Annotated in this window: 20 protein-coding genes; 9 read left to right on the forward strand and 11 right to left on the reverse strand. The window is 72.8% G+C overall.

The window, feature by feature from the left end:
* Positions 1-1006 (forward strand): LacI family DNA-binding transcriptional regulator (locus WN71_RS15445; protein ID WP_240529667.1); only part of this gene is annotated, 1006 nt, incomplete at its 5' end.
* 56 nt (positions 1007-1062) lie between these two features.
* On the opposite strand, the gene WN71_RS15450 is transcribed toward WN71_RS15445, so the two are convergent.
* Positions 1063-1344, reverse strand: coding sequence for a Smr/MutS family protein (locus WN71_RS15450; protein WP_046587451.1), 282 nt, complete (start codon positions 1342-1344; stop codon positions 1063-1065).
* Between the two features lie 249 nt (positions 1345-1593).
* Positions 1594-2241 (reverse strand): PepSY domain-containing protein, encoded by a 648-nt coding sequence (locus tag WN71_RS15455; protein ID WP_143074838.1) that lies wholly within the window; start codon positions 2239-2241, stop codon positions 1594-1596.
* A 150-nt stretch (positions 2242-2391) separates the two neighbouring features.
* On the opposite strand from WN71_RS15455, the gene WN71_RS15460 reads away from it, so the two are divergent.
* Both WN71_RS15460 and WN71_RS15465 read left to right on the forward strand, forming a co-directional pair.
* Positions 2392-3066 carry a response regulator transcription factor gene (locus WN71_RS15460; RefSeq protein ID WP_046587455.1) on the forward strand — a complete coding sequence of 225 codons (675 nt, stop codon included), beginning with the start codon at positions 2392-2394 and terminating at the stop codon, positions 3064-3066.
* A gap of 22 nt (positions 3067-3088) precedes the next feature.
* Positions 3089-4642 carry a sensor histidine kinase gene (locus WN71_RS15465; RefSeq protein WP_052743081.1) on the forward strand — a complete coding sequence of 518 codons (1554 nt, stop codon included), beginning with the start codon at positions 3089-3091 and terminating at the stop codon, positions 4640-4642.
* 101 nt (positions 4643-4743) lie between these two features.
* Here the strand turns inward: WN71_RS15465 and WN71_RS15470 are convergent, their stop codons facing one another.
* Positions 4744-6408: a beta-1,3-glucanase family protein gene (locus tag WN71_RS15470; RefSeq protein ID WP_046587456.1), complete on the reverse strand. Its 1665-nt coding sequence runs from the start codon at positions 6406-6408 to the stop codon at positions 4744-4746.
* Between the two features lie 287 nt (positions 6409-6695).
* On the opposite strand from WN71_RS15470, the gene WN71_RS15475 reads away from it, so the two are divergent.
* The gene (locus tag WN71_RS15475) at positions 6696-8597 is read left to right on the forward strand and encodes an SMI1/KNR4 family protein (protein WP_046587459.1); all 1902 of its coding nucleotides are present in this window, start codon (positions 6696-6698) and stop codon (positions 8595-8597) included.
* 6 nt (positions 8598-8603) lie between these two features.
* Here the strand turns inward: WN71_RS15475 and WN71_RS15480 are convergent, their stop codons facing one another.
* From WN71_RS15480 to WN71_RS15500, 5 genes are all read right to left on the reverse strand, one after another.
* A complete protein-coding gene (locus tag WN71_RS15480; protein WP_046587461.1) occupies positions 8604-9077 on the reverse strand; it encodes a hemerythrin domain-containing protein in 474 nt (157 codons plus the stop codon).
* Between the two features lie 110 nt (positions 9078-9187).
* Positions 9188-10363, reverse strand: a complete 1176-nt coding sequence (locus WN71_RS15485; protein WP_107469666.1) for an MFS transporter — start codon at positions 10361-10363, stop codon at positions 9188-9190.
* A gap of 415 nt (positions 10364-10778) precedes the next feature.
* The gene (locus WN71_RS15490; RefSeq protein WP_046587463.1) at positions 10779-11225 is read right to left on the reverse strand and encodes a hypothetical protein; all 447 of its coding nucleotides are present in this window, start codon (positions 11223-11225) and stop codon (positions 10779-10781) included.
* On the reverse strand, positions 11222-14020 hold the full coding sequence (locus WN71_RS15495; protein WP_052743082.1) for a multicopper oxidase domain-containing protein: 2799 nt from the start codon (positions 14018-14020) through the stop codon (positions 11222-11224). The genes WN71_RS15490 and WN71_RS15495 overlap by 4 nt, the downstream gene beginning before the upstream one ends.
* 137 nt (positions 14021-14157) lie before the next feature.
* Positions 14158-15501 (reverse strand): TIGR04053 family radical SAM/SPASM domain-containing protein, encoded by a 1344-nt coding sequence (locus WN71_RS15500; protein WP_240529668.1) that lies wholly within the window; start codon positions 15499-15501, stop codon positions 14158-14160.
* Between the two features lie 422 nt (positions 15502-15923).
* Here WN71_RS15500 and WN71_RS15505 point away from each other — a divergent pair, with 422 nt between their 5' ends.
* The 5 genes from WN71_RS15505 (at position 15924) to WN71_RS15525 (ending at position 23397) form a co-directional block, all read left to right on the forward strand.
* On the forward strand, positions 15924-19622 hold the full coding sequence (locus tag WN71_RS15505; protein WP_046587465.1) for a nitrate reductase subunit alpha: 3699 nt from the start codon (positions 15924-15926) through the stop codon (positions 19620-19622).
* 76 nt (positions 19623-19698) lie between these two features.
* Positions 19699-21222, forward strand: coding sequence for a nitrate reductase subunit beta (gene narH / locus WN71_RS15510; RefSeq protein ID WP_046587768.1), 1524 nt, complete (start codon positions 19699-19701; stop codon positions 21220-21222).
* The gene (narJ, locus tag WN71_RS15515; protein WP_046587467.1) at positions 21219-21998 is read left to right on the forward strand and encodes a nitrate reductase molybdenum cofactor assembly chaperone; all 780 of its coding nucleotides are present in this window, start codon (positions 21219-21221) and stop codon (positions 21996-21998) included. Before narH ends, narJ begins: the two co-directional genes overlap by 4 nt.
* Positions 21995-22765: a respiratory nitrate reductase subunit gamma gene (narI, locus tag WN71_RS15520; protein WP_046587469.1), complete on the forward strand. Its 771-nt coding sequence runs from the start codon at positions 21995-21997 to the stop codon at positions 22763-22765. The genes narJ and narI overlap by 4 nt, the downstream gene beginning before the upstream one ends.
* Entirely contained in the window at positions 22762-23397 is a 636-nt protein-coding gene (locus WN71_RS15525) for a vitamin K epoxide reductase family protein (RefSeq protein WP_046587471.1), read from the forward strand. Before narI ends, WN71_RS15525 begins: the two co-directional genes overlap by 4 nt.
* 85 nt (positions 23398-23482) lie before the next feature.
* On the opposite strand, the gene WN71_RS15530 is transcribed toward WN71_RS15525, so the two are convergent.
* The 3 genes from WN71_RS15530 to WN71_RS41485 all read right to left on the reverse strand — a co-directional run bounded on the left by WN71_RS15530 (position 23483) and on the right by WN71_RS41485 (position 25955).
* Positions 23483-24688: a globin domain-containing protein gene (locus tag WN71_RS15530; RefSeq protein ID WP_046587473.1), complete on the reverse strand. Its 1206-nt coding sequence runs from the start codon at positions 24686-24688 to the stop codon at positions 23483-23485.
* A 170-nt stretch (positions 24689-24858) separates the two neighbouring features.
* A complete protein-coding gene (locus WN71_RS41480) occupies positions 24859-25158 on the reverse strand; it encodes a hypothetical protein (protein WP_143074839.1) in 300 nt (99 codons plus the stop codon).
* Positions 25159-25463: 305 nt separating this feature from the next.
* Positions 25464-25955 (reverse strand): hypothetical protein, encoded by a 492-nt coding sequence (locus tag WN71_RS41485; RefSeq protein WP_143074840.1) that lies wholly within the window; start codon positions 25953-25955, stop codon positions 25464-25466.
* Positions 25956-25958 lie beyond the last annotated feature (3 nt).

Raw genomic sequence — 25958 nt, forward strand, 5'->3', positions numbered from 1 at the left:
GGTCAGCCGTGTCCTCAACGGCAAGCCGGGTGTGTCGGATGCGACCCGGCAGGCGGTGCTGACCGCGGTGGACGTGCTCGGGTACGAGCGTCCGACGCAACTGCGGGGTGTGCGGGCGCGGTTGGTGGGTCTGGTGCTGCCCGAGCTGCAGAACCCGATCTTCCCTGCGCTCGCCGAGGTCGCGGGCGGCGCGCTCGTCCAGCTCGGGTACACGCCGGTGCTGTGCACCCGTACCGCGGGCGGACTCACCGAGGCCGAGTACGTCGCCATGCTCCTCGACCAGCACGTCTCCGGCGTCATCTTCTGCGGCGGGCTGAGCGCGGAGGAGTACGCGGCGCTGCTGCGGCGCGGGGTCCCCGTGGTCCTGCTCAACGCGGCCGTCGCGCACAACGGCGGCGCGGGCGACCCGACGGCGGGTTTCCCGCAGGTCTCCACCGACGACGCGGCGGCGGTCCAGCAGGCGTACGCGCACCTCACGGCGCTCGGGCACACCCGGATCGGGCTGCTGGTGGGCCCGGCGGACCACAGCCCGTCGCGGCGCAAGGTGGCGGCGTTCACCCGGCTGGCGGCGCGGTCCCAGGGCGGGGACAACGCCCGCTGCATCGGCCACGCGCTGTTCTCCTTCGAGGGCGGCCAGGCCACGGCGACCGAACTCTACGACCAGGGCGTGACGGCGCTCATCTGCGGCAGCGACGTCCTCGCGCTCGGCGCGGTGCGCGCGGCCCGCCGCCGGGGACTCGCCGTACCGCAGGACATCTCGGTCGTGGGCTACGACGACTCCGCGTTCATGAACTACACCGACCCGCCGCTGACCACCCTGCGCCAGCCCATCGAGGCCATGTCCCGCGCCGCGGTCACCCTGCTCGTCAACCAGATCACCGGGGTCACGTCGACGGCGAAGGAACTCCTGCACGAACCCGAGCTGGTCGTCAGGAACTCCACCGCGCCACTGAACCGCCAGAGCCAACGAGGCCCGGTCCACAGCCCGCTGCGGGCACTGCCGTAGCGGCTCAGGGGCGGAGGCTGCCGTAGGGGCTCAGGGGCGGAGGCTGCCGTAGCGGCTCAGAGGCGGAGGCTGCCGCAGGGCTCAGGGTCGGGGGGGGCGAAGTGGACCAGGATGCGGCCCGTGTTCGCCGGGTCGATCTCGACGCGGTCGTAGAGACTTCTGATGTGCTTCTGGCCGAGGAACGCGAGGACGCGGCCCTTGAGCTGCCCGCTGCCCTTGCCGTGGATGATCTGCACGACGGGCTCGCCCGTGCGTTTCGCCTGGAAGACGATCTGCCGCAGCGCGAGGTCGATGTCGCGGTTGTTCCGGAAGATCGGGTGCAGATCCAGTGTCAGCAAGGTGCGCCGCCTTCCGCTTCCGTCGCCCACGAGGCCTCGGTCGAGTGTGTCATGCGGCGGTCCTGCCGGGACCCCGGCCCGGGGGTGACCGTGCGGCCGTTCGTCAGGGCCCGCGTCCGGCCGTTCGTCCGGCCGTTCGTCCGACCCTTCAGCCGCCCTTCGCCCGGCCCTTCGCCCGGCCCTTCGCCCGGCGCCGCGTCCAGCCCGGTGCGGCGTGGCGGGGCCGCGCCGCACCAGGCCGTTTCCGGTTCAGCCGTTGAGGACGGTGTTGCCGGTCAGCGTGCCCGTGGTGCCGTCGACGGTGACCGCGTGCCGCACCCCGTCGGGGCCGACGACCACGATCCGCCAGGCCTGACCGCCGCCCTGCTCGGTGACCGGCGCCAGCGACTCGACCTTGCCGTCCTTGACCGCGGCGGCGGCCTTGTCCACGGCGTCCGCCGCGGAGAGCGAGGGCAGCGGGGCGGGGGCCTCGCCGGTCGACGACTCGGTGCCGTCCCCGGCGGGCGCACCGGCCGCGGCGCGCGAGCCCGCCGCGTGCGAGCCGCGCTCGCCGTCCGCGGTCCTGCCGTCGCGCTCCTTGGGACCGAAGCGCCCGTCAGGGCCCTCGAAGCCCGCCCGCGCCCCGCCGCGGCCGTCGGCGGTCACCTTGTGCGTGACGCCGCCCTCCTCGTGGTGGTGGGCCGCCGCCGCGGCCGCGGCCCCGCCGATCACCACGACGGCCGCCGCGCCGGCCACGACCCAGCGGGCTCTCCCACCGGCCAGTCGCCGCACGCGGGCCCGCTTCGTCTCCGACGGCGTGCCCGGCGTCGTGCCCGGCTCGGGCTCCGGCTCCGTGGTGACCGGAACCTCCTCGTCCGTCCGCTGCCGCGGCTCCTCCGCGCCCATGAAATCGCTCACTGTGCCCGCCCCGATCCTCCGGAAGGGTCCGGGCCCTGCGCCCGGACGACCGGGCACAGCATCGCTGGAGGGCGCTGAAGACTTGCTGAAGACCTGAAGACGCCTTCAGCTTGGTGCGTCGCCCGTCCGGCGACCTGCCACCCTGATGCCATGCGCGTACTGGTGGTGGAAGACGAGAGACGGCTGGCCCTGGCGCTGCAGCACGGCCTGACCGCCGAGGGCTTCAGCGTGGACATCGCCCACGACGGCCTGTCCGGGCTCGCCAAGGCCACCGAGCGCGCCTACGACGTGGTCCTGCTCGACATCATGCTGCCCGGCCTCAACGGCTACCGGGTGTGCCAGCGGCTGCGGGCCACCGGCAGCGACGTCGGCATCCTCATGCTCACCGCCAAGGACGGCGAGTGGGACGAGGCCGAGGCGCTGGACACCGGCGCCGACGACTACCTGTCCAAGCCGTTCTCCTTCGTGGTGCTCGTCGCCCGGCTGCGGGCGCTGGCCCGCCGAATGGGCAGCCGGGCCCCGAGGCGCACCGTGCTGGGCGACCTGGTGGTCGACTCCGCCGCCCGCACCTGCACCCGCGGGGGCGTGGCCGTCCCGCTCACCCCGCGCGAGTTCGCCGTACTGGACCATCTGGCCCGGCGGGCCGGGGAGGCCGTCTCCAAACGGGAGATCCTGGATGTCTGGGACAGCGGCGCGGACAGCGATCCCAACACCGTCGAGGTCCACGTCAGCGCCCTGCGCCGGAAGATAGACACCCCGTTCGGGCGGGCCGCGGTGCAGACCGTGCGGGGCGCCGGATACCGGCTGGCGGCCGACGGTGGCTGATCCGACAGAGGCTGATCCGACGGTGGCCGACCCGACGGTGGTCGACCCGACGGTGGTCGACCCGGCGGTGGCCGACCCGGCGGTGGCCGACCCGGCTCCCCTCGCCGAACGACCCAGGCGTCCCCGGTTCGTCCCCGGCGCGCGCCGTCGGGTCCGGGGCGCGCTGCGCCGCGCGACCGGACGCTCCGAGGCGGCCGCGCACCCCCGCGCCGCCGCGCTGATCCGCCGTCTGACGCCGCGCTCGGTCCGGGCCCGCACCACCCTCGCCGCGTGCGCCAGCGTCGCCGTCGTCCTGCTCGTCGCGTCGGCCGTCGTCCTGGTGCTGTTCCGCGCCGACCTGGAACGCACCGTGGAGACCAGCGGCCGCACCGAGGCGCGCGACGTCGTACGCCTGGCCGCCGACGGACATCTGACCCGGCAGTTGGCGCTCGGCCCCGGGACCGACTTCGTCCAGGTGGTCGACGCCGACGGGAACGTCGTCGCGCAGACCCAGAACCTGGCCGGCCACCCCGCGCTCACCTCCACCGGCAGCCGCAACGGCCACCGGACCTACGACCTCGACGCCCTCGGCGAGGAGCACCACCAGCGCGTCACGACCGTCACCGCCACCACCCCCACCGGCCCGGTCACCGTCCACGTCGGGGCCTCGCTGCGCACCGCGGACGCCGCGGAGGACATGGCCACGGCGGCCCTCGCCGCGCTCAGCGCCTTGCTGGTGTTCACCGTCGGCGCGCTGACCTGGCGTACGACGGGCCGCGCGCTGAGGCCGGTCGAGGCCATCCGCGCCGAGGTGGCCGCCATCGGCGACCGCGGGCTGGACCGCAGGGTCCCCGCTCCGCGCGGCGACGACGAGATCGCCCGCCTCGCCGACACCATGAACGCCATGCTCGAACGGCTGGAGGACGCGGGTACGCGGCAGCGCCGGTTCATCGCCGACGCCTCGCACGAACTGCGCAGCCCGCTCGCGGTGCTCCGCACCCAGCTGGAGGTCGCGCTCACCCACCCCGATCCGACGGTCCGCGACACGATGGTGGCCGGCGCCCTCCAGGACACCGAGCGGCTCCAGGCGCTCTCCGCCGACCTGCTGCTGCTCGCCCGCCTCGACGCCACCGGACGGATCCGGCCCGACGAGCCCGTCGACCTCGCCGAACTCGCCCGGACCACGGTGGCGGCCCGCTCCACCGACCCCCACCCGGTCGCCCTCCACGGGCCGGACGGCGTCACCGTCCCCGGCAACGCCCTGTGGCTCGGCCGGCTCCTGACCAACCTGCTCGACAACGCCCAGCGCCACGCCCGGCACGCCGTCACGGTGCGGCTGTCGGTGGACGCGGACACCGGCGACGCCGTACTCGACGTCACCAACGACGGTCCCCCGATCGCCGCCGACGACCGGGAGAGGATCTTCGAACGGTTCACCCGCCTCGACGACGCCCGCAGCCGCGACGACGGCGGCACCGGCCTCGGGCTGCCCATCGCCCTGGACATCGCGGCCCTCCACGGCGGCACCGTCAGCGTCCACGACACCCCGGCCGGCACCACCTTCCGCACCCGCCTGACCACCCGACCACCGGGCTGAGGCGCGGGCCCGCGCCTCAGGCCCGGGCGATCGGCCGGGTCCGCGGAAAAGGCGCCCGGCGCGGGTTCCCACCCGGCGGGCGCCTTTCGCTCGGGCCGTGGTCAGCTGGTGAAGGTGAACCAGTTGATGTTCGTGAAGTCCGACGTGCTGCCCGAGAACACCAGGTACACGTCGTGGACCCCGGTGGCGGAGGCGACGATGTTCGCGGGGACGGTCTGCCAGGCCTGCCAGCCGCCGTTGTTGGCGAAGTCGATCTCGGCGATCTTCGTGCCGGTGGTGCTGTCGAGCCGCACCTGGACGGCACCGCTGACACCGGAGTCCGCGCCCGACGCCAGCCGCGCCTTGAACTGGGCGGGCGAGGTCGAACCGAAGTCGACGGAGGAGAACTTCAGCCAGTCGCCGTTCGAGATGTAGCCCACGTCGCTGCCGCCGCCGGTGTCGGAGCAGCTCTCGGTGGTGGTCCCGTTCTGCGCGGAGTACGACTCGGCCTGGATGGTGCCGTAGGCGCTGACGGTGGTCGAGCCGCCGCCCGAACCGCCGCTGGAGCCGCCCGCGCCCAGGGTGATGCTCCAGGAGGTGGGCGCCCCGTCCTGGATGTGCCCGTCGACGGGGGCCGAGCCGGTCGGGCCGACGTCGTCGTAGGGGAAGGCGTAGCCGATGCTGGCGTACTTGTGGACCAGCCGCGCGTAGTGGTTGGTGACCGAGTCCGTGTAGTACTGCGAGGGGGTCACGCCGTCGGGCTGGTTGTTCCCGCCGGAGACCAGGAGCGAGCTGCGGTTGAGCGCCGCGGCCAGCCGGGCGGCGATCGCGCCGCGGGCGTCCCCGCCGGAGTTGTACAGGGGCCCGGACGCGCAGCCGAAGATGTCGACGGCGCTCGGCTTGGTGAACGGCACGCCGTTGGTGTTGAGACCGGAGAAGACGATGGCGTTGCCGGAGACGGTGCCGGTGTAGGAACCGATGCTGCCCTGGCCGTTGATGGTCAGCGGCGTCGAGGCGTAGTGGGTCCAGACCCGGTTCAGGTAGTCGTCCCAGTAGGTGCCGAAGTCCACCGGTGAGTGCGAGGGCGCCATGACGCGCAGCACCCCGCCGGAGGAGTCGGTGACGACCAGCTTGTCCCAGGGGGCTCCGTCGGAGGCGTGCTGGCTCTGGAGGCCGGAGGCGATGGAGGCGAGGGCGCCGGAGGGCAGCGGGCTGACCGTCTGGGTGCCGCCGCTGCCGGTGCTGCTCATGGAGACGGGCAGCGCGACCATGTCGACGTAGGAGATGTTGGCGTAGAGGTTCGCGCTGTTGAACGTGAACTCGCAGAACGTCCAGTTCGTCGACCAGTTGGGGTCCGAGCTGACGAGCGCGGGCTGTACGACGCCGGGCACGGTGCCCGGGTTGACGAAGAACTGGAGTTTCTGGCCGACCGAGAACCAGACGCGTCCGCCGATGACGTAGTCGGTCAGGTTGACGGTGGTGGCGGCCGAGCCGGAGGCACCCAGCGCGATGGAGTAGTCGGCGATGGGGGTCACCGCGGACGACGGGTTGGGCAGCCGGTTCAGGGTGCCGTTCGCCGAGACGAACACCGGCCAGCCGCTGCTGTCGGTGCCGGATATGTAGGCGTAGACGGTGTTGGAGCCGGAGTTGTTCGCCAGTTTGACGGGGAGCGAGACTCCCGCCGCCGCCGCGGAGGAGGTCAGCGGCGAGACCGGCGAGAGGGGGCTCAGCGCGGCCGCGCCGGTGAGCGCACCGGCAGCAGTCAGGAAGGAACGTCGGGAAACCACAGGGGCCCTCCCGGAGGGGGTGATTGCCCGTCAACTATGTGACGGTGGTGGGGAGTTAAATAGTTGAAACGTGTGGGGTTCTGTGCGGGGACGTTATTGGACCAGACCAATCGCGTCAAGGTTGCGGAGGCATTTCTTCCGTGTAACGGCGCCGGGGAGTTGCCGGTTCACTCTCCGTGCCGTGCGAGGGGCGCGATGACCGCGACGGGCGCGACCTGCGCCTCGCGCGAGCGGGACGGGTTGAGCGCGATGAGGCGTTGTCAGTGGCGGGTGGCAGCATCGGATCCATGACCAACACGACGGCATTCGACTGGCGGTCCTTCCTCCTCGGGTGGAGCGGCGAGTGGGCGGACTCCCTGGCGGAGGACGACGCTCTGCGTGCCGTGGACGAGACCGCCCGGCAGGCGCGATGGCTTGGCTTCCCGCCCGCGCCCGAGGAGCGGATCGCGGCCATGGAGGAGCGCCTCGGCCGCCGGATGCCGCCGTCCTACCGGGAGTTCCTGAAGGTCAGCGACGGGATGCTGCACGCGGGCGGGTTCGTGTGGCAGCTGGCGGGCACCGACGACGCGTGCTGGCACGAGGACGCCTCGGGGCTCGGGGAGCTGTTCGAGGAGGAACTGGACGAGGACGCCGGGCCGGAGGCGCGGCTGGAGGTCGACATCTGGCGGCGCGGACTGGAGATCAGCGTGGAGTCCGACGCCACCTACGTTCTCCTGTATCCCGACGAAGTCGACGAGCACGGCGAATGGGCCGTGTACACCTGGGCGGCCTGGCGCGCGGCGCCGCCCGAGCGGTACGCCAGCTTTCTCGAGTTCATGCGGGGGATGCATCGGGAGTTCCACAGCCTGCGGGCGCACGAGCGCGACGCGAGGAGGCCCACGTTCGTCAACGACACGACACGAGCGCTGGACGCCCAGGTGGAACAGGCCCGGCTGGAGGCGCTGCGGGGCGGCTGGGAGCAGGCCGCCGAGGCGCTCGCCGAGGCCAAGGGGTACGGCCGCCCGCGGGCCGCCGCGCTGCGCGACCAGATACGGCTTCTGCTGGGACACCGTCACACGGTCGACTTCCAGGGCCTGCTGACGGACCCTCGGTACGCGCCCGACCTGCTGCCGGCGCTGCTCGCCGAGGACGCGATGCGCCCGCACCGGGACGGCTCCACGCTGCGGTTCCATCTGGGGGGTGCCAGCGACGACGTGGTGTCACTGGCTCATGCGACGCTGGACCAGGTGCAGAGCGGCACTTACCGGTACGCCCCCGCCGGACCGTTCGGTGAAGCGGTCGAGCGGGCACGGGAGTTGGCGCGGTGGGGGGAGAACGACGCGGCGTGGCGGACGTTCATGGAGGCTCTGCCCCTGTGGGAGCCACTGGGGCCGGACCACCTGGCGCCGCTGGGGTGGGTGGCCGACCCCCTGCTCGGCCCGCTGCTCACGCCCGAGCGGGGGCGTGAACTCCTGGCCACGCCACGGGCTGGTCAGGAAGGTGACGCACCGGGGCCGACGGCCGGACTCGACCCGGACGGCCTGGCCTGGCTCGCGGAGCCCGACCGGGGCGGCCACCACACGGGCTACCGGTTCGTGCTGGTCGAAGGGGTGGAACCGCGGGAGATGCCCCGACGGCTCTCGGACGGGGACGACAGCGGGCTGAGCGAACCCATGAACGCGTGGGAGGCCCGCAGCCGGGCCCGGCACGGGCAGCGGGAGGCCTCGTCCTACGACGACCGGGCACTGATGGCGGTCGGCCGGGCCGGTGCCGGCTGGAGCTTCGCCTTCGACGGTGAACCCGCGCCGTTCGGTCGGCAGCGGTTCGTCTCCCCTGCCGCGGCCGCCGGCGCGGGCACGCGCGCGGTGGTGGTGTGGAACGCGCCGACGACACGGCACGGGGGGCCGTACTTCCACCTCTCGGTGGCACGGGACGGGACCGAGGAGTACGCGTTCACCTACGCGGAGGGCGCGGTGCGGCGGAGCGGGGAGATACCGGCGGCGCTGGACCCGGACTTGTTCTTCGGTGACCTGGAGGACGACGGCGACGGGGAACGTGCCCTGCTGGAAGCGGTGGCCGCGGAGTTCGGGGCCCGGCTGCCCCGGCACGCCCTGCGGAACGGGCGGTTGCACACGTTCACCAGCCGGTCCTGGACGCGGCCGCCCGCGCACGGGGAGGGATACATGGTGGTGCGCATGTACCACGGCTGAGGTCCGCTAGCTGGAAGGCTGGTGCGCGAGCGTGCGGACCCTGGCGCGCACCGCGTCGACGGCCTCCCACTGCTCGATGTCGAGCAGGGCCAGGGCCGCGGGGAACACGCCGTCCTGTTCCTTGAGGATGTGGTCCCGCAGCAGGTCGAGGGTCCTGATCAGGCGTTGCGGCCAGCTGCGGTCGGCCAGGAACGGCCCCTCCGCCTCGGCCAGTACGGCGTCGATGAGGCGGTGCTCGGCCTCCAGGGTGGCGATCTTCTCGGGGAAGTCACCGGCCAGCGCCGGGAAGAGGCCCTTCTCCTCGACCTCGGTGTGCGGGCCGAGTACGGCGGCGATCTCCCGGGCGAGCTGCGCCATCCGCGCGACCGCGCCGTCACGGTGAGCGTCGCGGACGTGGCTGATGAGGCGTACCACCGTCTCGTGCTCCAGGGTCAACTGGTCGATGGATTCGAGTGCCTGGCAGCCGCAGTACTCGCACATCGTGTGGTCCTTACCTGAACTGAGGGGGGCGAAGGGCAGGGGAAGGGACCGGCCGGATCACTCGGATCCGGCCGGTCCGCGGGAGCAGTGCGCCCGGCCGGTCCGCGGGATCAGTGGGCGGGTGCAGTGGAACCGCGCCGCGTCAGCGCGTGGCGCACCCCCGTTCCCGTGAAGGCGAGCGCCGCCAGGGCCACCACCGCCAGCAGGGCCAGGCCGACGGCGTACGAGCCGTACGCGCCGTACAACGAGCCCATCACCAGTGGCGGGAGGAAGCCGCCGAGGCCGCCGGCCGCGCCGACCACGCCGGTGACCGAGCCGACCTGGTTCGCCGGGGCCAGGAGCGCGACCAGGGCGAAGACCGCGCCGCTGCCCGCGCCGAGGGCGGCGGCCATGGCCAGGAACGCGAGGGTGCCGACCGGTGCCAGCTCCGGCGTGAACGACTGCGCGACGGCTCCGGCGACGACCACCGCCAGCACGGTCTCCAGCACCCGCAGCGGGCCGATGCGGTCCGAGAGCCAGCCGCCGACCGGCCGCATCGCGACCGCCAGCAGCACGAACCCGGCCATCCGGTTCGCCGCGTCCGCCTGGGCGAGGCCGTAGCCGGTCTTGAGGTAGGTCGGCAGATAGACGGAGAAGGCGACGTAGCCGCCGAAAGCCACCGCGTAGAGGGCGGACGCCTGCCAGGTGACGCCCAGTCTGAAGGTGGCGGCGAGGCGGCGGGTGAGCGGCTCGGTGGGCACCGTGCGGCCGGGCGCGTCGCGCAGCAGCAGTGCGGCCAGCACCGCGTACGCCGCGAGCACGGCGGCGGTGATCAGGAAGGGGGTGGCCATGCCGTGCGCCGTCACGAGCTTGACGGTGGTCAGCGCGCTGATCGCGGTGCCGCCCATGCCGGCCCCGAAGATCCCGATCGCCAGCCCGCGCCGCTCCGGCGGGAACCATGCGTTGACGAAGGGCACGCCCACGGCGAACGCGGTGCCGCCGATGCCGAGGAAGAAGCCGCCGACCAACAGGGCGGTGAGCGAGGAGTGGCCGGCCAGGCCCAGGTACAGCACCGGCACGATGGTCGCCGCCGAGACCAGCGGGAACATCACGCGCCCGCCGAAGCGGTCGGTCAGCGCGCCGACCGGGATGCGCCCGAGCGAGCCGACCACCACCGGCACCGCCACGAGCAGCGACTGCTGGAAGGAGCTCAGCCCCAGGCTCTCCTTGAACCGCGGGCCGAGCGGGCTGAGCAGCGCCCAGGCCCAGAAGTTGACGGCGAATCCCACCGCTGCCAGGGCCAGCATCGCCCAGGCCCGGCCGGACACGGACGCGGGCACCGACGCGGGCACGACGGGTGTGGCTGCCGCCTCCGCCGCCGCCGGGACGGCGCCCGATGTCGCTGCCGCCTCCGGTTCCGGTGCCGCGGGCTCGTTCTGCTTTCTCGACGGCTGGAGCATTGCCGTCCGTCCCTTCGTGTTCGCAGGGGTGCGGCTCCGGAACGGAGGCCGGGGCCGCGGGTCCGGCGATCGCGCGACGTGATCGACCGGCCTGCTGCCACTATCCGGACCCGGGCGCTCCCGGTGATGGGGCCGAACGGGCCTTGTCCGCCCGTCCGTCGGTCCCCGCATTCCGGCCGGCCGGGCCGGGTCGGTGAAGTCCGGGCTCACCGTCGGCGCCCCGCGGCCCGAAGCGGGCGGCGGGGCGCCGGTGGTCGTACGGTCAGGTGGCGGGCAGGGCGGTGGCGAGGAGGACGACGCCCAGGGAGCCGACCAGCGACACGACCGCCAGGGTGCGGGCGAGTTCGGCGCGGCCCCTGGCGTACGCGATGCCGTGTCCGGCCGCGGCGAGCATCACCAGCACGAACAGGCCCAGTTTGGTGGCCAGGGTGCGTCCGTAGCCGGGGTCGGCGAGCGAGGCCCAGGTGACGCCCCTGTGGCAGGCCATGGCCCACCCGGTGGCCAGTTGCAGCGGCAGGAACACCGCCCCGGTCAGCATCCCGAACCGGCGGCCCGCCGCGGCCGCGAAGCGGTCCCGGGCCTCGTCGGACAGCGACCGCCGGGCCAGCGGCAGCACGACCAGGGTCAGGGTCAGCTGTCCGCCCACCCACACGACGGCCCCGGCGACATGGAGGAAGCGGACCAGAGACCACCAGCCGACGCCGTTCACCGGTCGGTCACCTCCACCGTGCCCGCGGCCCCGCGCTCCGCGTGCCGCATGTCGTGGTCGACGAAGGAGTAGTGCCCGGCCGCGGGGAACGTCGTCTCGACGAAGCCCCCTTGGGCCACGGAGAGATCCAGCGCCTGGGATCCGCCCGACCCGCCGGGCTCCAGCAGGTAGGCGCCCTCCTTGTACACGGTGTCGAAGACGGTGCCCACGATGTGGAAGGAGACTCCGTCGCTCGGGCCCGCGGCCACCACCCAGAACCTGGCCCGTTCGCCCGCCTTCACCTTCAGCGGGGCCTTGGCGTACTGGGCCGCGACACCGTTGAACACCCAGGCGTCGGGGTCGTCCTGACGCATCTTCGCGACCTGGGCGGCGCTGCCGGGAGTGCCCAGGTACAGCTCGGAGGAGACCAGGACGTACTCGTGGTCCACCTTCGCCAGGCCGGGCGGGTCGATGACGACGGCGCCGTACATGCCGTTGCCCATGTGCTGCAGCATCGGCGCGGTGCTGCAGTGGTAGAGCCAGGCTCCGGCGTGGTCGGCGCGGAACCGGTATACCAGCCGCCCGCCGGGCCGGACGGTGCGCATCGCCTCGTCCGGGGCGAGGGAACCGGCGTGGAAGTCGACGCCGTGGCCCATGGCCGGATCGTCGTTCACGAGCGTGACCTCGAAGACGTCGCCGACCTTGCCGTGCAGGGTGGGTCCGGGCGCGGTGCCGCCGAAGGTCCACATGCGCTGTTTCACGCCGGGGGCGACCTCGACGGTCCGGGGACCGGCGTGCAGGGTGACGCGGTGCACCGTTCCCCCGCGGGCCGGGGCGAGGGCCGGGTCGCGGGAGGTCCAACCGCGGGAGAAGTCCGCGGTGAGGTCCAGTCCGGTGCCGTCGCCCGTGGACATCTGCCCGTCGTCGGTCATGCCGGCCATGGAGTCCTGGCCCGTGCCCTGCTGCCCGCTCTTCTGTTCGCTCTTCTGTCCGCGCTTCTGTCCGCGCTTCTGCACGACGATGTCCAGGGTCATCCCGGCCGCGCGGTGGCCGGGCAGGGTGCACCAGGCGGTGCGGTCGGCCGTGATCGTCCCCAGGTCGAGGGTGCGGCTCTCGCCGTCGGCGAGGAGGGGGGTGGCGGGACCGCCGTCGACCTTGAGGTCGTGGCGCTGGGCGTCCTTGTTGGTGACCTTCAGCTTCAGCGCGGTCCCCGCGGTGATGTCGATCCGGCTGGGCCGGATACGCATGTCGGCGAGGGTGACGTCGACCGTGCGGACGACGGTGGCGCCGTCGGCGCCCTCGCCCGCGGCGACGGCACCGGTGCCGGACCGGCCCGCGCTGTCGTTGCCGGTGCTGTCGTTGCCGACGCCGCCGCTGTTGGCGACGAGCACGGCCAGCACGACCAGCAGGGCGCCGGCCGCGCTGCCGAGCAGGACCGGCCTGCGCGGCGAACCGCCTGTTCCGGTACGGCGCGCGCCGCGGACCAGCACCATGGCGGTGAGGACGGCGAACACCGCCCCGGCCGCCGCGGCGAGCAGGGCGCCCACCGTGCCGCAAGGGCCGGGCAGCGGCGCCGCGACCAGCACGAGCCCCGCGTTCAGGGCCACCAGCCGGACCGTGCGGCCCCGCTCCAGTACGGCTTGCAGCGCCGTACGCTCCTTCGGGCCGCCGGACAGCACGATCGGCAGCAGATAGCTGAGCGCGCCGATGAGGATCTGCGCGACGACCCCGAGGATCAGCACCGGGACCAGGGTGTCGATCTGCTCCCCCGCCCGGTCGAGGGGCCGGACGGCGAGGACGACCGCGTCCGCCGCCACCCCGGCGCACAGCCAGCCCAGGGCCGCGGCCGACGACTGGACGGCGGCCGCGGAGAGGGGAGCCCGGCGGCTGCCCACCCCGAGGGCCGGGGCGCGGCCGGGGCCCACCGCTGTTGCCGGACTTCCAGCGCCGTCCGGCGAGGCCGGGCTCGCGGCGCCCGTGGCCGCCGCGGGATTCCTCCCGCGTACCGTGCGGGCGAACAGGTCCACCGCCAGGGCGAGCCCGGCGCCGTACACGAGGACACCGACCACGGCCGGGAGCCGCCATCCGGCGGTCAGTCCGGCGACGGCGACCGCCAGTCCGCCGCCGGTGAGCCCCAGCACCCGGCGGGCGACCGAGGTGGTGCGCTCGGCCATCCGCACACCGAGCACGGTGGGCCAGAGCATGAACAGGGTGCCCAGCACCGGCAGTCCGATCCAGCCGAGCAGGGTGACGTGGATGTGGGCGAGCCGCAGGCCGCCGTAGTGCCCGGCACCGGCGTGCCCCGTGGCGAGCAGGCCGCCCAGGACGGCGCCGGTGAGCAACGCGGCGGCGGCCGCCCGGTAGTAGCCGACGACGGGCGCGAGCCGCCCGCCCAGCGCGCCCCGCCCCATGCGCACCAGCACCACCAGGTGCGCGGTCACCGCCCCGACCAGCAGCGCGCACGCGACACCGGTCAGGGCCGGCAGGTCCGTGGCGACACCGGTGAGGACACCCGCCACGGCGAGATTGACCGCGGCCAGCCGGGCGTCGCTCCACCGCTCGTCGGGGCGCGCGGCGTGCAACAGGGCGACGGCGAAGTGCTCGCTCCAGACCACGACCGCGGTGGTGGCGGCGCCGAGCAGGAACAGGTGGATCGCCAGCCAACGGGCGACGGGCAGCGACTGCTGCGCGCCCGCCGCCGGCAGCGCGAGGCCCACCCACACCACGACGACGACGTGGGCGCGCAGATGGCGGGCCGTCAGCCCCGACTTACCGAAGTGCCCGGGTTTCCCGAGGTACCCGGACCGCCCGGGCATCCCGAGGGGAACGCTCCGCCCAGGCTTCCCACCACGCACGGACTGCACGGACTCCGCGGGCTGCGCGGGCTGCGCGGACTGCCCGGAGTCGCTCGGACGGTGGCCTCTGGTGGGCTCGGGACGGCCGAGAGGGACGGTCACCGGACTTCCTGTCGCTGGAGGGAGCGGTCGGACGCTGAGCGGTGCGGCGGTGCCGAGGCCGGTGCCAGTGCCGAGGCTGGTGCCGAGGCTGGTGCCGGTGCCGAGGCCGGTGCCGGTGCCGACGGGACACCGGGGCGCGCCGTGGCGGCGGCGTCCGACAGCAGGGCCGCCAGTTCGCGCTGGTGGGGGAAGGACCCGGGCCGGTATCCGCACCACGGTTCCTCGGCGAAAGGGTCGCCGGTGACACCGTAGGCGCGGGAACGGGAGCCGCCGCAGACCCGGCGGAACTCGCAGGTGCCGCACCGGCCGCCGAGCCGGTCCGGGTCGCGCAGGCCGGTGAACAGCGGTGACGTGCGGTAGACGTCCGTCAGCGGGGTCGCGCGCACGTTGCCCGCGCCCAGGGGCAGGAAGCCGCTGGGGTGGACGCTGCCGGTGTGCGAGACGAACACGAAGCCCCGGCCGGCGTTCACGTCCAGGGGCGGGCGCCGCGCTCGGCGGCCTCCGGCGTCCAGGCCGAGTCCGGCGGCGCGTTCGCTCAGCCGCCGGTAGAGCGGTCCCAGTCCGAGCGCGCCGAGATGGTCCTCGCCGGCGTCGGCCAGGATCCGGCGCTGGAGCGCGACGCGCCGGAAGTGGTGCGCCTCGGTCGTCTTGGCGGGCACGGTCAGACCGACGTCGTACACGAAGTTGAGTACGTCCTCCGCCTCGGCCGGGGTGAGCACGCCGAGTTGCCGGCCGCGGCCGGTGGGCACCAGGAAGAAGGCGCTCCAGAGCATCGCGCCGTGTTCGGCGACCAGGTGGACGATGTCGGGCAGATCGTGCAGGTTGTGCCGGGTGACGGTGGTGTTGATCTGCACCTTCATGCGGAGCGCGCGGGCGGTGTCCCACGCGTCGAGGGTCCACCGGTACACCCCGGGCACCCCGCGGAACCCGTCGTGCAGGGCCGGGGTGGAGCCGTCGAGGCTCAGCGAGAGGCCGACCGCGCCCGCCTCGTGGACGGCGCGCAGCCGGTCGGGGGTGAGCGTGGGGGTGCCGGACGGCGAGACGGCGACGCGCACCCCCGCCGTCTCGCCGTAGGAGATCAGTTCCAGCAGGTCGGGACGTTGGAAGGGGTCGCCGCCGGTGATCACGAAGAGCGGGGCGGGGGAGCCGAAGGCGGCCACCTGGTGCAGGAGTTCCTTGGCGGCGGCGGTGTCCAGTTCCCAGGGGTCACGGTCGGGCACCGCCTCGGCCCGGCAGTGCAGGCAGGCCAGCGGGCAGGCGCGGGTGGACTCCCAGATCACGATGAAGGGCCGGTCGGCGGCGTCCTGGTGCTGCCTTCGTATCGCTCGGGCGGCGGTCACCGGGGCCTCCGTGGGGGACGGCGGTGGGCGCGCCCGGACGGGCGCGGTGTTCGGTCGTGCACGGGGTACCTCCGGTCGGTTCACCGCCAGCATCCGGCGGTGGCCGTCCCCCGTGCGGCGGCCGCCCGCCCCTCACGCCGGGGCCGAGGGTCCCTTCCCGCGGGGGCCGCGGCAGGGCCAGGAGTCCCGGTGCGCGCCGCGCCCCAGGCGGCGGGAGGAGCCCCGGTGGACCCGACCGACCCGGCGGACCCAGCGGACCCGACCAACCCGGCAGACCCGACGGACCCAGCGGACCCGACCGACCCGACCGACCTGGCGGACCCGGCGGACCCGCCAGGACCGGTCGCACGGGCCGGACGGTCGCCGACCAGGGCCGTTCGGCCCCGGGTCCGCAGCGCGGCGGACACCTAGCGTGCGATGCCATGGAGAAAGACAAGATCGCGCGCCCCTCCCGGCCGGGCGAAGCCGGAAGCTGGCCGCTGGCCGCCCGCAGGCTGCTGAACCGACGTGAGGTCTCCGCCGACGGACGCGCCGTCTTCGGCACCGGCGACCCCGCGTGGGAGGGCTTCTACCGCGACCGCTGGGCGCACGACAAGGTGGTGCGCTCGACCCACGGCGTGAACTGCACGGGCTCGTGCTCGTGGATGGTGTACGTCAAGGACGGCATCATCACCTGGGAGCACCAGGCCACCGACTACCCGTCGATCGGCACCGACTGCCCCGAGTACGAGCCCCGCGGCTGCCCCCGCGGCGCATCCTTCTCCTGGTACACCTACTCCCCCAGCCGGGTCCGCTACCCGTATGTGCGCGGTGCGCTGCTGAAGCTGTGGCGCGAGGCGCGGCGCCGTCTCGGCGACCCGGTGGCCGCGTGGGCGGAGATCACCGGCGATCCCGCGAAGGCCCGCGCCTACAAGCGGGCCCGGGGCAAGGGCGGCCTGGTGCGCGCCACCTGGGACGAGGTGAACGAACTGGTCGCCGCCGCCCATGTGCACACCGTCAAGGCGTACGGCCCCGACCGGGTGGCGGGCTTCTCCCCCATCCCGGCGATGTCGATGGCCTCCTTCGCGGCGGGCTCCCGCTTCCTGTCGCTGATCGGCGGCACGCTCCTGTCGTTCTACGACTGGTACGCCGACCTGCCCATCGCCTCCCCGCAGGTCTTCGGCGACCAGACCGACGTGCCGGAGGCCGCGGACTGGTGGAACGCCGGCTATCTGATCATGTGGGGGTCCAACATCCCGGTGACCCGCACGCCGGACGCGCACTTCCTCACCGAGACCCGCTACAACGGCACGAAGATCGTCGCGGTCAGTCCCGACTACGCCGACAACGTCAAGCACGCCGACGAGTGGGTGGCCCCGCACCCGGGCACGGACGGGGCCCTGGCGATGGCCATGGGCCACGTGATCCTGCGCGAGTTCCTGGTCGACCGTGAAGTGCCTTACTTCCAGGACTACTTGCGCAAGTTCACCGACGCTCCGTTCCTGGTGACCCTGCGCGAGCACGAGCGGGGTCTGGTGCCGGACGGGTTCCTGACCGCGGCCGACCTCGGCGAGGAGACGGAGAACGCCGGGGCGAAGACCGTCCTGCTGGACTCGGCCACCGGCGAGCCGGTCGTGCCGAACGGCTCGCTCGGCTTCCGCTGGGGACAGACCGGGGCGGGTCGCTGGAACCTCGAACTGGGTGACGTGGAGCCCATGTTGACGCTGCTCGACGGCGCCGAGGACGCCGTCTCCGTGGCGCTGCCACGCTTCGACGAGGGCGCCACGGAGGGCGGCTCGGTCGTGGTGCGGGGCGTGCCGGTGCGCACGGTCGGCGGCCGCCTGGCGACCACCGTGTTCGATCTGATGCTCGCGCAGTACGGGGTGGCCCGTCCGGGTCTGCCGGGCGACTGGCCGTCCTCGTACGACGACGCGTCGCGGCCGTACACGCCCGCCTGGCAGGAGACGATCACGTCCGTGCCGGCCGAGCAGGCCGCGCGCATCGCCCGGGAGTTCGCCCGCAACGCCGAGCGCACCCAGGGCCGTTCGATGATCGCGCTGGGCGCGGGCACCAACCACTGGTACCACTCGGACACCATCTACCGGGCGTTCCTGGCGCTGATCACCATGACCGGCTGCCAGGGCGTCAACGGCGGCGGCTGGGCGCACTACGTGGGGCAGGAGAAGGTCCGCCCGATCACCGGCTTCCAGCATCTGGCGTTCGCCTTCGACTGGCAGCGGCCCACCCGGCACATGGCGGGCACCTCGTACTGGTACCTCAACTCCGACCAGTGGCGCTACGAGGCCTTCGGGCCCGAGGAGCTGGCCTCGCCGCTCGGTGCCGGACGGTTCGAGGGCAAGGGGTTCGCGGACTGCCTCGCGCAGGCCGTGCGGCTGGGCTGGACGCCCGGCCACCCCGGCTTCAACCGCAACCCGCTCGACCTGACGGACGAGGCGGCGCGGGCCGGCCGCCCGGTCGCCGACCACATCGTCGACGAACTGAAGTCCGGCAGGCTCAAGTTCGCCGCCGAGGATCCGGACGATCCGGCCAACTTCCCCCGGGTGCTGACGGTGTGGCGGGCCAACCTGCTCGGTTCCTCCGGCAAGGGCAACGAGTACTTCCTGCGCCATCTGCTCGGCACGGACGCCGCGGTCCGCTCGGCCGAGACGCCGCCCGAGGCACGCCCGAAGGACGTGGTGTGGCGGGAGGAGGCGCCCGAGGGCAAGTTGGACCTGCTGGTCTGCATGGACTTCCGGATGACGTCCACCGGGCTGCTCGCCGACGTGGTGCTGCCGGCCGCGACCTGGTACGAGAAGGACGACCTGTCCAGCACGGACATGCATCCCTTCGTGCACGCCTTCAGCCCGGCCATCGCGCCGCCCTGGCAGGCCCGCACCGACTACGACACCTTCCTGGCCCTCGCCGACCGGTTCAGCGAGCTGGCCGCCGAGCATCTGGGCACCCGCACCGACGTGCTCGCCGTGCCGCTGACGCACGACACCCCCGACGAACTCGCCCAGCCGGGCGGGGTGGTGCGGGACTGGCGGACCGGCGAGTGCGAGCCCGTACCGGGGCGGACCATGCCGAAGCTGGTCGTCGTCGAACGCGACTACGCCGCGACCGCGCAGAAGATGCGGGCCATCGGCCCCCTGCTCGACACCCTCGGCACCACCACCAAGGGCGTCACCGTCCACCCGGACCGGGAGCTGGAGGAGTTGCGGCACCGCATCGGCACCGTGCGGGACGGGATCGCCGCCGGGCGGCCCTCCCTGGCCACCGCGTCGGACCTGTGCGAGGCGATCCTCGCGCTGTCCGGCACCACCAACGGGCGCCTGGCGACCGAGGGTTTCAAGGAGATGGAGCGGCAGACCGGCAGCGCGGGCCTGGTGGAGCTGGCGGCCGAACGCGAGGCCGAGCGGATCACCTTCGCCGACACCCGCACCCAGCCGCGCGCCGTGATGACCTCCTACGAGTGGTCGGGCTCGGAGACCGGCGGCCGGCGCTACTCGCCGTTCGTCATCAACACCGAACACAAGAAGCCCTGGCACACCCTCACCGGCCGGCAGCACTTCTTCGTCCAGCACGACTGGATGACCGAACTGGGCGAACAACTGCCGGTCTACCGCCCGCCGTTGAACACACCCCGGCACTACGGGGACGAGCAACTGCACGAGGACGGCCGGGCGGAGGTCACGGTCCGCTATCTCACCCCGCACTCGAAGTGGTCCATCCACTCCAACTACCAGGACAACAAGTACATGCTCGACCTGTCCCGCGGCGGCCCGGTCATCTGGATGTCCACCGCGGACGCCGAGAAGATCGGCGTGCGGGACAACGAGTGGATCGAGGCGTACAACCGCAACGGTGTCGTCGCCGCCCGCGCCGTGGTCACGCACCGGATGCCCGAGGGCACCGTGTACATGTACCACGCCCAGGACCGGAACGTGAACGTGCCGAAGACCGAGGTCAGCGGCAGGCGCGGCGGCATCCACAACTCCCTGACCCGGCTGCTGCTCAAGCCCACCCATCTCGCGGGCGGCTACGCGCAGTTCACCTACGCCTTCAACTACTACGGCCCGACCGGCAACCAGCGCGACGAGGTCACCGTCATCCGCCGCCGCAGCCAGGAAGTGGAGTACTGACATGCCCGGTGACAAGGCCCCGGTGGGACGCGCCGACGTCTCGGAGGAACGCGCCAAGGCCCCGGTGGGACGCGTCATGGCCCAGGTGGCGATGGTGATGAACCTCGACAAGTGCATCGGCTGCCACACCTGTTCGGTCACCTGCAAGCAGACGTGGACCAACCGCACCGGCGTCGAGTACGCCTGGTTCAACAACGTCGAGACCAAGCCCGGCGTCGGCTACCCGCGCCGCTACGAGGACCAGGAGCAGTGGAAGGGCGGCTGGACGCTGGACCGGCGCGGGCGCCTCGTGCTGCGCTCGGGCGGCCGGGTCAAGCGCCTGCTGTCGCTGTTCTCCAACCCGGACCTGCCGAGCATCGAGGACTACTACGAGCCGGTCACCTACGACTACGACAACCTGGTCAACGCCCCGGCCGGGAAGGACATCCCGGTCGCCCGGCCCCGCTCCGTGCTCACCGGCCGGCCCACCGAGATCACCTGGGGCGCGAACTGGGAGGACGGCCTCGGCGGCGCCCCCGAACACGCGGGCGGCGACCCCAACCTGACCGGCGCGTGGGCCGAGAAGGTGAAGTTCGCGTTCGAGCAGACCTTCCTGTTCCACCTGCCCCGCCTGTGCGAGCACTGCCTCAACCCGGCCTGCGTCTCGGCCTGTCCGTCCGGCGCGATGTACAAGCGGGTCGAGGACGGCATCGTCCTGGTCGACCAGGACCGCTGCCGCGGCTGGCGGATGTGCGTGACGGCGTGCCCGTACAAGAAGGTGTACGTCAACCACGCCACCGGCAAGGCCGAGAAGTGCACCTTCTGCTTCCCGCGCATCGAGGCCGGCCAGCCCACCGTCTGCTCGGAGACCTGCGTCGGCCGACTGCGCTACCTCGGCCTGCTGCTGTACGACGCCGACCGCGTCGGCGCGGCCGCCGCCACCCCGGACGAGCGGGACCTGCTGGACGCCCAGCGTGGTGTCTTCCTCGACCCGTCCGACCCCGAAGTGATCGCGGCGGCAAGGGAGTCCGGGATCCCCGAGGACTGGCTGGAGGCGGCCCGCCGCTCCCCGGTGTACGACCTGGTGATGCGCTACAAGCTGGCGCTGCCGCTGCATCCGGAGTACCGCACGCTGCCGATGGTCTGGTACGTCCCGCCGCTCTCCCCCGTGCTCGACGCCGTCGACGCGGCGGGCGGCGACCAGGACGACCCCGACCATGTCTTCGCGGCCGTCACCCGGCTGCGCATCCCCCTGGAGTACCTGGCGGAGCTGTTCACCGCCGGGGACGCCGACGTCGTGGCCGGAGTTCTCATGAAACTCACCGCGCTGCGCTCGTACATGCGGCAGCGGATCCTGGGTGAGGACGGCGACGAGACCGCGATCAAGGCCGTGGGCCTCACCGCGCGAGACGCGCAGGACCTGCACCGGCTGCTGGCCGTCGCCAAGTACCAGGACCGGTACGTCGTCCCCGCGGCGCACAAGGAGGACGCGGCCGCGCTGACCGCGATGGAGAACCGCTGCCCCGTCGAGACCTCCGGCGAGCCCTCGGACGCAGGCGGCCGGCGCGTGATGCTCGGCATCCCCACCCGGCGCCGCACCACCTCGGGAGACCAGGCATGAGCCCGCTGCCCAGCACCCTGCCCGCCATCGTGCGCACCCGCATCCGCGCCTCGGTCCGGCGGCGGCCGCGGCTGACGCCTCGGGAGGCAGAGGAACGCGCCCTGCTGCTGAGGCTGTTGTCGCTGTGCCTCCAGTACCCGGACGCGGAACTGACCTCCGGACGTCTTGAGTTGGTGGAGGCGGTGCGCGCTCTGCCTTCCTCTCCGGCCGCTGCTCGGCTGGCCGCCTTCACCGACTGGTTCACGGCCCAGGACCCCGAGGCCCTGGAGAGCCACTACGTCGAGACGTTCGACCTGCGCCGCCGGAGCAGCCTCTACCTCACCTACTACCTGCACGGCGACACCCGCCGCCGCGGCATGGCGCTGCTCACGCTGGCGCAGTCGTACAAGGCCGCCGGCTGGGACATCGGCGGCGGTGAACTGCCCGACCACCTGCCGGTCGTCCTGGAGTTCGCCGCTCTCGCCGGTCCGGGCGCGGGCGAGGCGCCGCTGCGCCGGCACCGCCGGGGTCTCGGCCTGATCCACCGGGCCCTGGAGGCCGCCGACTCGCCGTACCACCACCTGGTCGGCGCCCTGCTCACTCTGCTGCCGCCGCTCTCCGAGGCCGACGAGAAGGCCGTCGCGCGGCTGGCGGCCGAGGGGCCACCGACCGAGGAGGTGGGCCTCGACCCGTACGGGGCCTACGGGCACGGCGAGTTCGCGCCGCCGGACGCCTTCGTACCACCGCCCGCCGCCCCACCCACATGTCACGCCGAGCACACCGAGAGCGTCCGATGAACCCGATCGCGGCCGCCGCGCCCAGCGGTACCGACCTGCTGCTGTGGGTCGCCTTCCCCTACATCTGCCTGGCGGTGTTCGTCGTCGGGCATGTCTGGCGCTACCGCCAGGACCAGTTCGGCTGGACCTCCCGCACCACCCAGCTCCTCGAACACCGCTGGCTGCGCTGGGGCAGCCCGCTGTTCCACCTCGGCGCGTTCGCGGTGATCGGCGGCCATGTGGTGGGCCTCGCGGTGCCCGCGTCCTGGACGGAGGCCGCCGGGATCAGCGAACACGCCTACCACCTCACGGCCGTGTCCCTGGGTTCCGTGGCAGGCGTCGCGATGCTCACCGGCCTGGGCATGCTGTGCGCGCGACGGCTGCTGACCAGGCGGATCCGGCTCACCACCGACCGCAGCGACAAGGTGCTCTTCCCGCTGCTGTCGGCCACCGTGCTGCTCGGCTTCACCGCCACGGCGACGCACAACGTGTTCGGTCCCGGCTACGACTACCGCGCGACCGTCTCGGTCTGGTTCCGCGGGGTGTTCACCCTGCACCCGCAGCCCGAGGCCATCGCCGGGGCGCCGCTGCTGTTCCAGCTGCACGCCCTGTGCGCGTGCCTGCTCTTCGCGGCCTGGCCGTTCACGCGGCTGGTCCATGTGTGGAGCGCCCCGATCGGGTACCTCGCCCGCCCGTACCTCGTCTACCGCCGCCGGGACGGCCGGGCCGCTGCCCCCGCGGCCACACCCGGGAACCGGTCGGCCTCACGCCCCGGGCGCGCCGCATGAGCCATCCGCACGCGCTCGCGCCGGACGCCGGTCCCGTCCCGCGCGAGCGGACCGTGGCCGCGAGCCGCCGGACCGGCCTGGTCCTGCTGCTGACCGGGATCGCCGGCTGGCTCGCCTCCTTCGAACTCGCGGTGGATGACTGGCGTTTGCTCCGCGATCCCGGCTACACCCCGCCGTGCAACCTCAGCCCCGTGGTGAACTGCGGCAGCGTCATGTCGAGCGCGGAGGGGCATGTCTTCGGCTTCCCCAACATGCTCCTCGGCCTCGGCGCCTTCGCCGTGGTGGCGGTGCTGGGTATGGCGGTGCTCTCCGGCGCGCGCCTGCACCGCGCGCTGTGGCTGGCCCTCGACGCGGGAGCGCTGCTCGCGGTCCTGTTCGTGCACTGGCTGATCAAGCAGTCGCTGTACGACCTCGGGAAGATCTGCCCGTACTGCGTGGTGGTCTGGACGGTGACCATCGCCCTGTTCTGGTTCGTGACCCTGCACCTGCTGGAGCAGGGAATCGTCCGCGCGCCCCGGGGCGTGCTGGTGGTCCTGCGGGACACGCAGGGCATGCTGCTCGGCGCCTGGTACGGGGTGATCGTGCTGCTGGTGCTGACCCGGTTCTGGACGTACTGGAGCGGGCTGCTCTGAACGGCGTGCCGGAGCAGGCCGCTTCACACGCGCTCGGCCCCGACGCGGTTGCTTCGGGGCCGAGTTCGCTTGTTCCGCCGTCGGATCAGTCCTCGCCGTGGGCCAGCCACAGGTCGGGGCCGAAGACCTCGTAGCGGATGGTGCGGGCGGGGACACCGGCCTTGAGGAGCTGGGTGCGGACGTCCCGCATGAAGGGCAGCGCCCCGCACAGGTAGACGTCGGCGTCGACGGGGAGGCCGAGCCCGTCCAGGTCCATCAGGCCCTCGTTGCTCCCGGGCTCCGCCTCGGCGTCCTGCTCGTACCAGAACTCGGCGCTCGCGTCGGCCAGTTGCCCCACCAGACGGCGGGTGTCCGCGCGCAGGGCGTGGTCGGCCGGGGAGCGGTCGGCGTGCAGGACGCGCACGGGGCGGGTGGAACCGGTGGCGGCGAGGTGTTCGAGCATGCCCACCAGCGGGGTGCAGCCGATACCGGCGGAGACGAGCAGCAGCGGGGTGTCGGCGTCGTCGAGGATCACGTCGCCGAACGGGGCGGAGAGGGTCAGTTCGTCCCCGGCGCGGACGGTGCCGTGCAGCAGGCTGGAGACCTCGCCCTCGGGATTCTCGGCGACGCTCGCCACCCGCTTGACGGTGATGCGCCGCAGGCCGTCGCCGGGGGCGTTGGAGAGGCTGTACTGGCGGGTCTGGTGGATGCCGTCGGTCATCAGCGCGCGGAGGCTGACGTACTGGCCGGCCCGCGCCTCGGGCAGGGGCCCGCCGTCCGCCGGGCGCAGCAGGAAGGACACGACGTCCGGGGTCTCTTCGCGCCGCTCGACGACGGTCCACTGGCGCCAGGGCTTGTGCGGGTCGACCTGGGCCTCCTGGTAGAGGCGGGCCTCGCGGGCGATGAGGGCGCCGGCCATCAGCCAGTAGACCTCGTCCCAGGCGGCGGCGACCTCCGGGGTGACGGCCTCGCCCAGCACCTCGGCTATCGCGCGGAACAGGTACTGGTGGACGATCGTGTACTGGTCCTCGGTGACGCCGAGCGCGGCGTGCTTGTGGGCGATACGGGCCAGCAGCGCGTCCGGGCGGGCGTCGGGGTCGGCGACCAGGGCGGTCGCGAATCCGGCGATGGACCCGGCGAGGGCCTGGCGCTGCTCGCCGGTGGCCTGGTTGCCGCGGTTGAACATCCCGTCCAGCAGGGCGGGGTGCTCGGCGAACATGGTGCCGTAGAAGCGCGTCGTTATCTCGCCGAGAGCCCCGCCGACGGCGGGCAGGGTGGCTCGGACTACGGCGGCCGACTCGGGCGACAGCATGGGACTCCTCCGGGAGTTGGGCACGTGCGGGAACGGCACGCCGGCCGGGATCCGCACACCGGGCCCCGGCCGACGCGTCGATGATTGCGCCGACCTCCCATGAACGACAGGGCCGAACCGCCCTTCCGTCCAGGGCCCGTCGGTCCGGTGACCGCGCCCGGGACGAGCACCTACGCGACGGCGAGCTGCTCCGCCCAGTGCCGCACGTCCCGTTCCGCGTCACTCGTCAGGTGCTCCCGGCTGCGAAGGAACTCCCGTAGTACGAAGCGGATCCGCATGAGCCGCAGCACACGAACCGGCGCCATCGATCCCACGCCCGTCGCCCGGACCGACGCGACTTCGGACCGCAGTGCCTCCAGGCTTTCGCCCTCACCGGTCAGGTCCCGCACGAAGTCCCGCCAGGCCCCGTCCGCGCCGTCGAGGATCTCGGCGCTCCCGATCCCCACCGCGTTCATGGCCAGTTTGACCACGACCTCACGATGAAGCGTCTCCTCCCAGGGCAACCCGCCGGACCTGCGCGCGGATCTCAGAGCCAACAGAAGGCTCTCGCCCCACCGGCCCATGATCCGACTCCCGGAGTCCACTGCCCCAAAACCCGTCCAGCACGACGACATCAGGGAAGCCCACCAGAAGGGCGGCGGGACGGACGACCCCACGAGAGCAAGGATCCCCGCCACTTCGTTCGGCTCGGACAGAAGGAACGGATCTCCGAAATGCGAAAGATCCGTAGAATTCAAGGAGATCCCCCTCCCGGGCACAGCCCTCGACAGCGATCCTAAGTTCGACCCGGAGGGTCCACCAAATCGTCCAGCAGTTGGCACGCAAGCGCAGCCACAGCGGCATCGGAGTCCAGCGTCAGCGATTCGATGATTCCCCTCGACGCCTCCACCGCCGCCCTTGAGTTCTCCTCCCAGGAGACCTTTTCGTCATAGGACGAACGGTGCTTTGGTGCGGCAACAGCCGCAGCATCAGCCCATTGCCGAGTGGAATGTACAGCAGAGACCAACTCCAGGATCTCGACCCGGCAATTCGATTCAGGAATTTCCGCCAATTCCATAAGAAATGGAATTACGCTGGCCGTGGCCTCCGCGAGAACGAATCCCAGGGCGCATACCCTGCCCGCCAGCTCATCAATGGCATCACGAGCGTCGCTCTCGCCGGCCCATGCCAACTTTGAGAGCAGCGCTGGAAGTTCTACTGCGGAGCCGGTGGCATCAGAGAGCTCGCCCCATCGAACAGCAGGAAGTCGCTTGAGCGGTCTTCCCATTAC

It is taken from the genome of Streptomyces mangrovisoli, assembly GCF_000974985.2.
GTDB classification, from domain to species: domain Bacteria; phylum Actinomycetota; class Actinomycetes; order Streptomycetales; family Streptomycetaceae; genus Streptomyces; species Streptomyces mangrovisoli.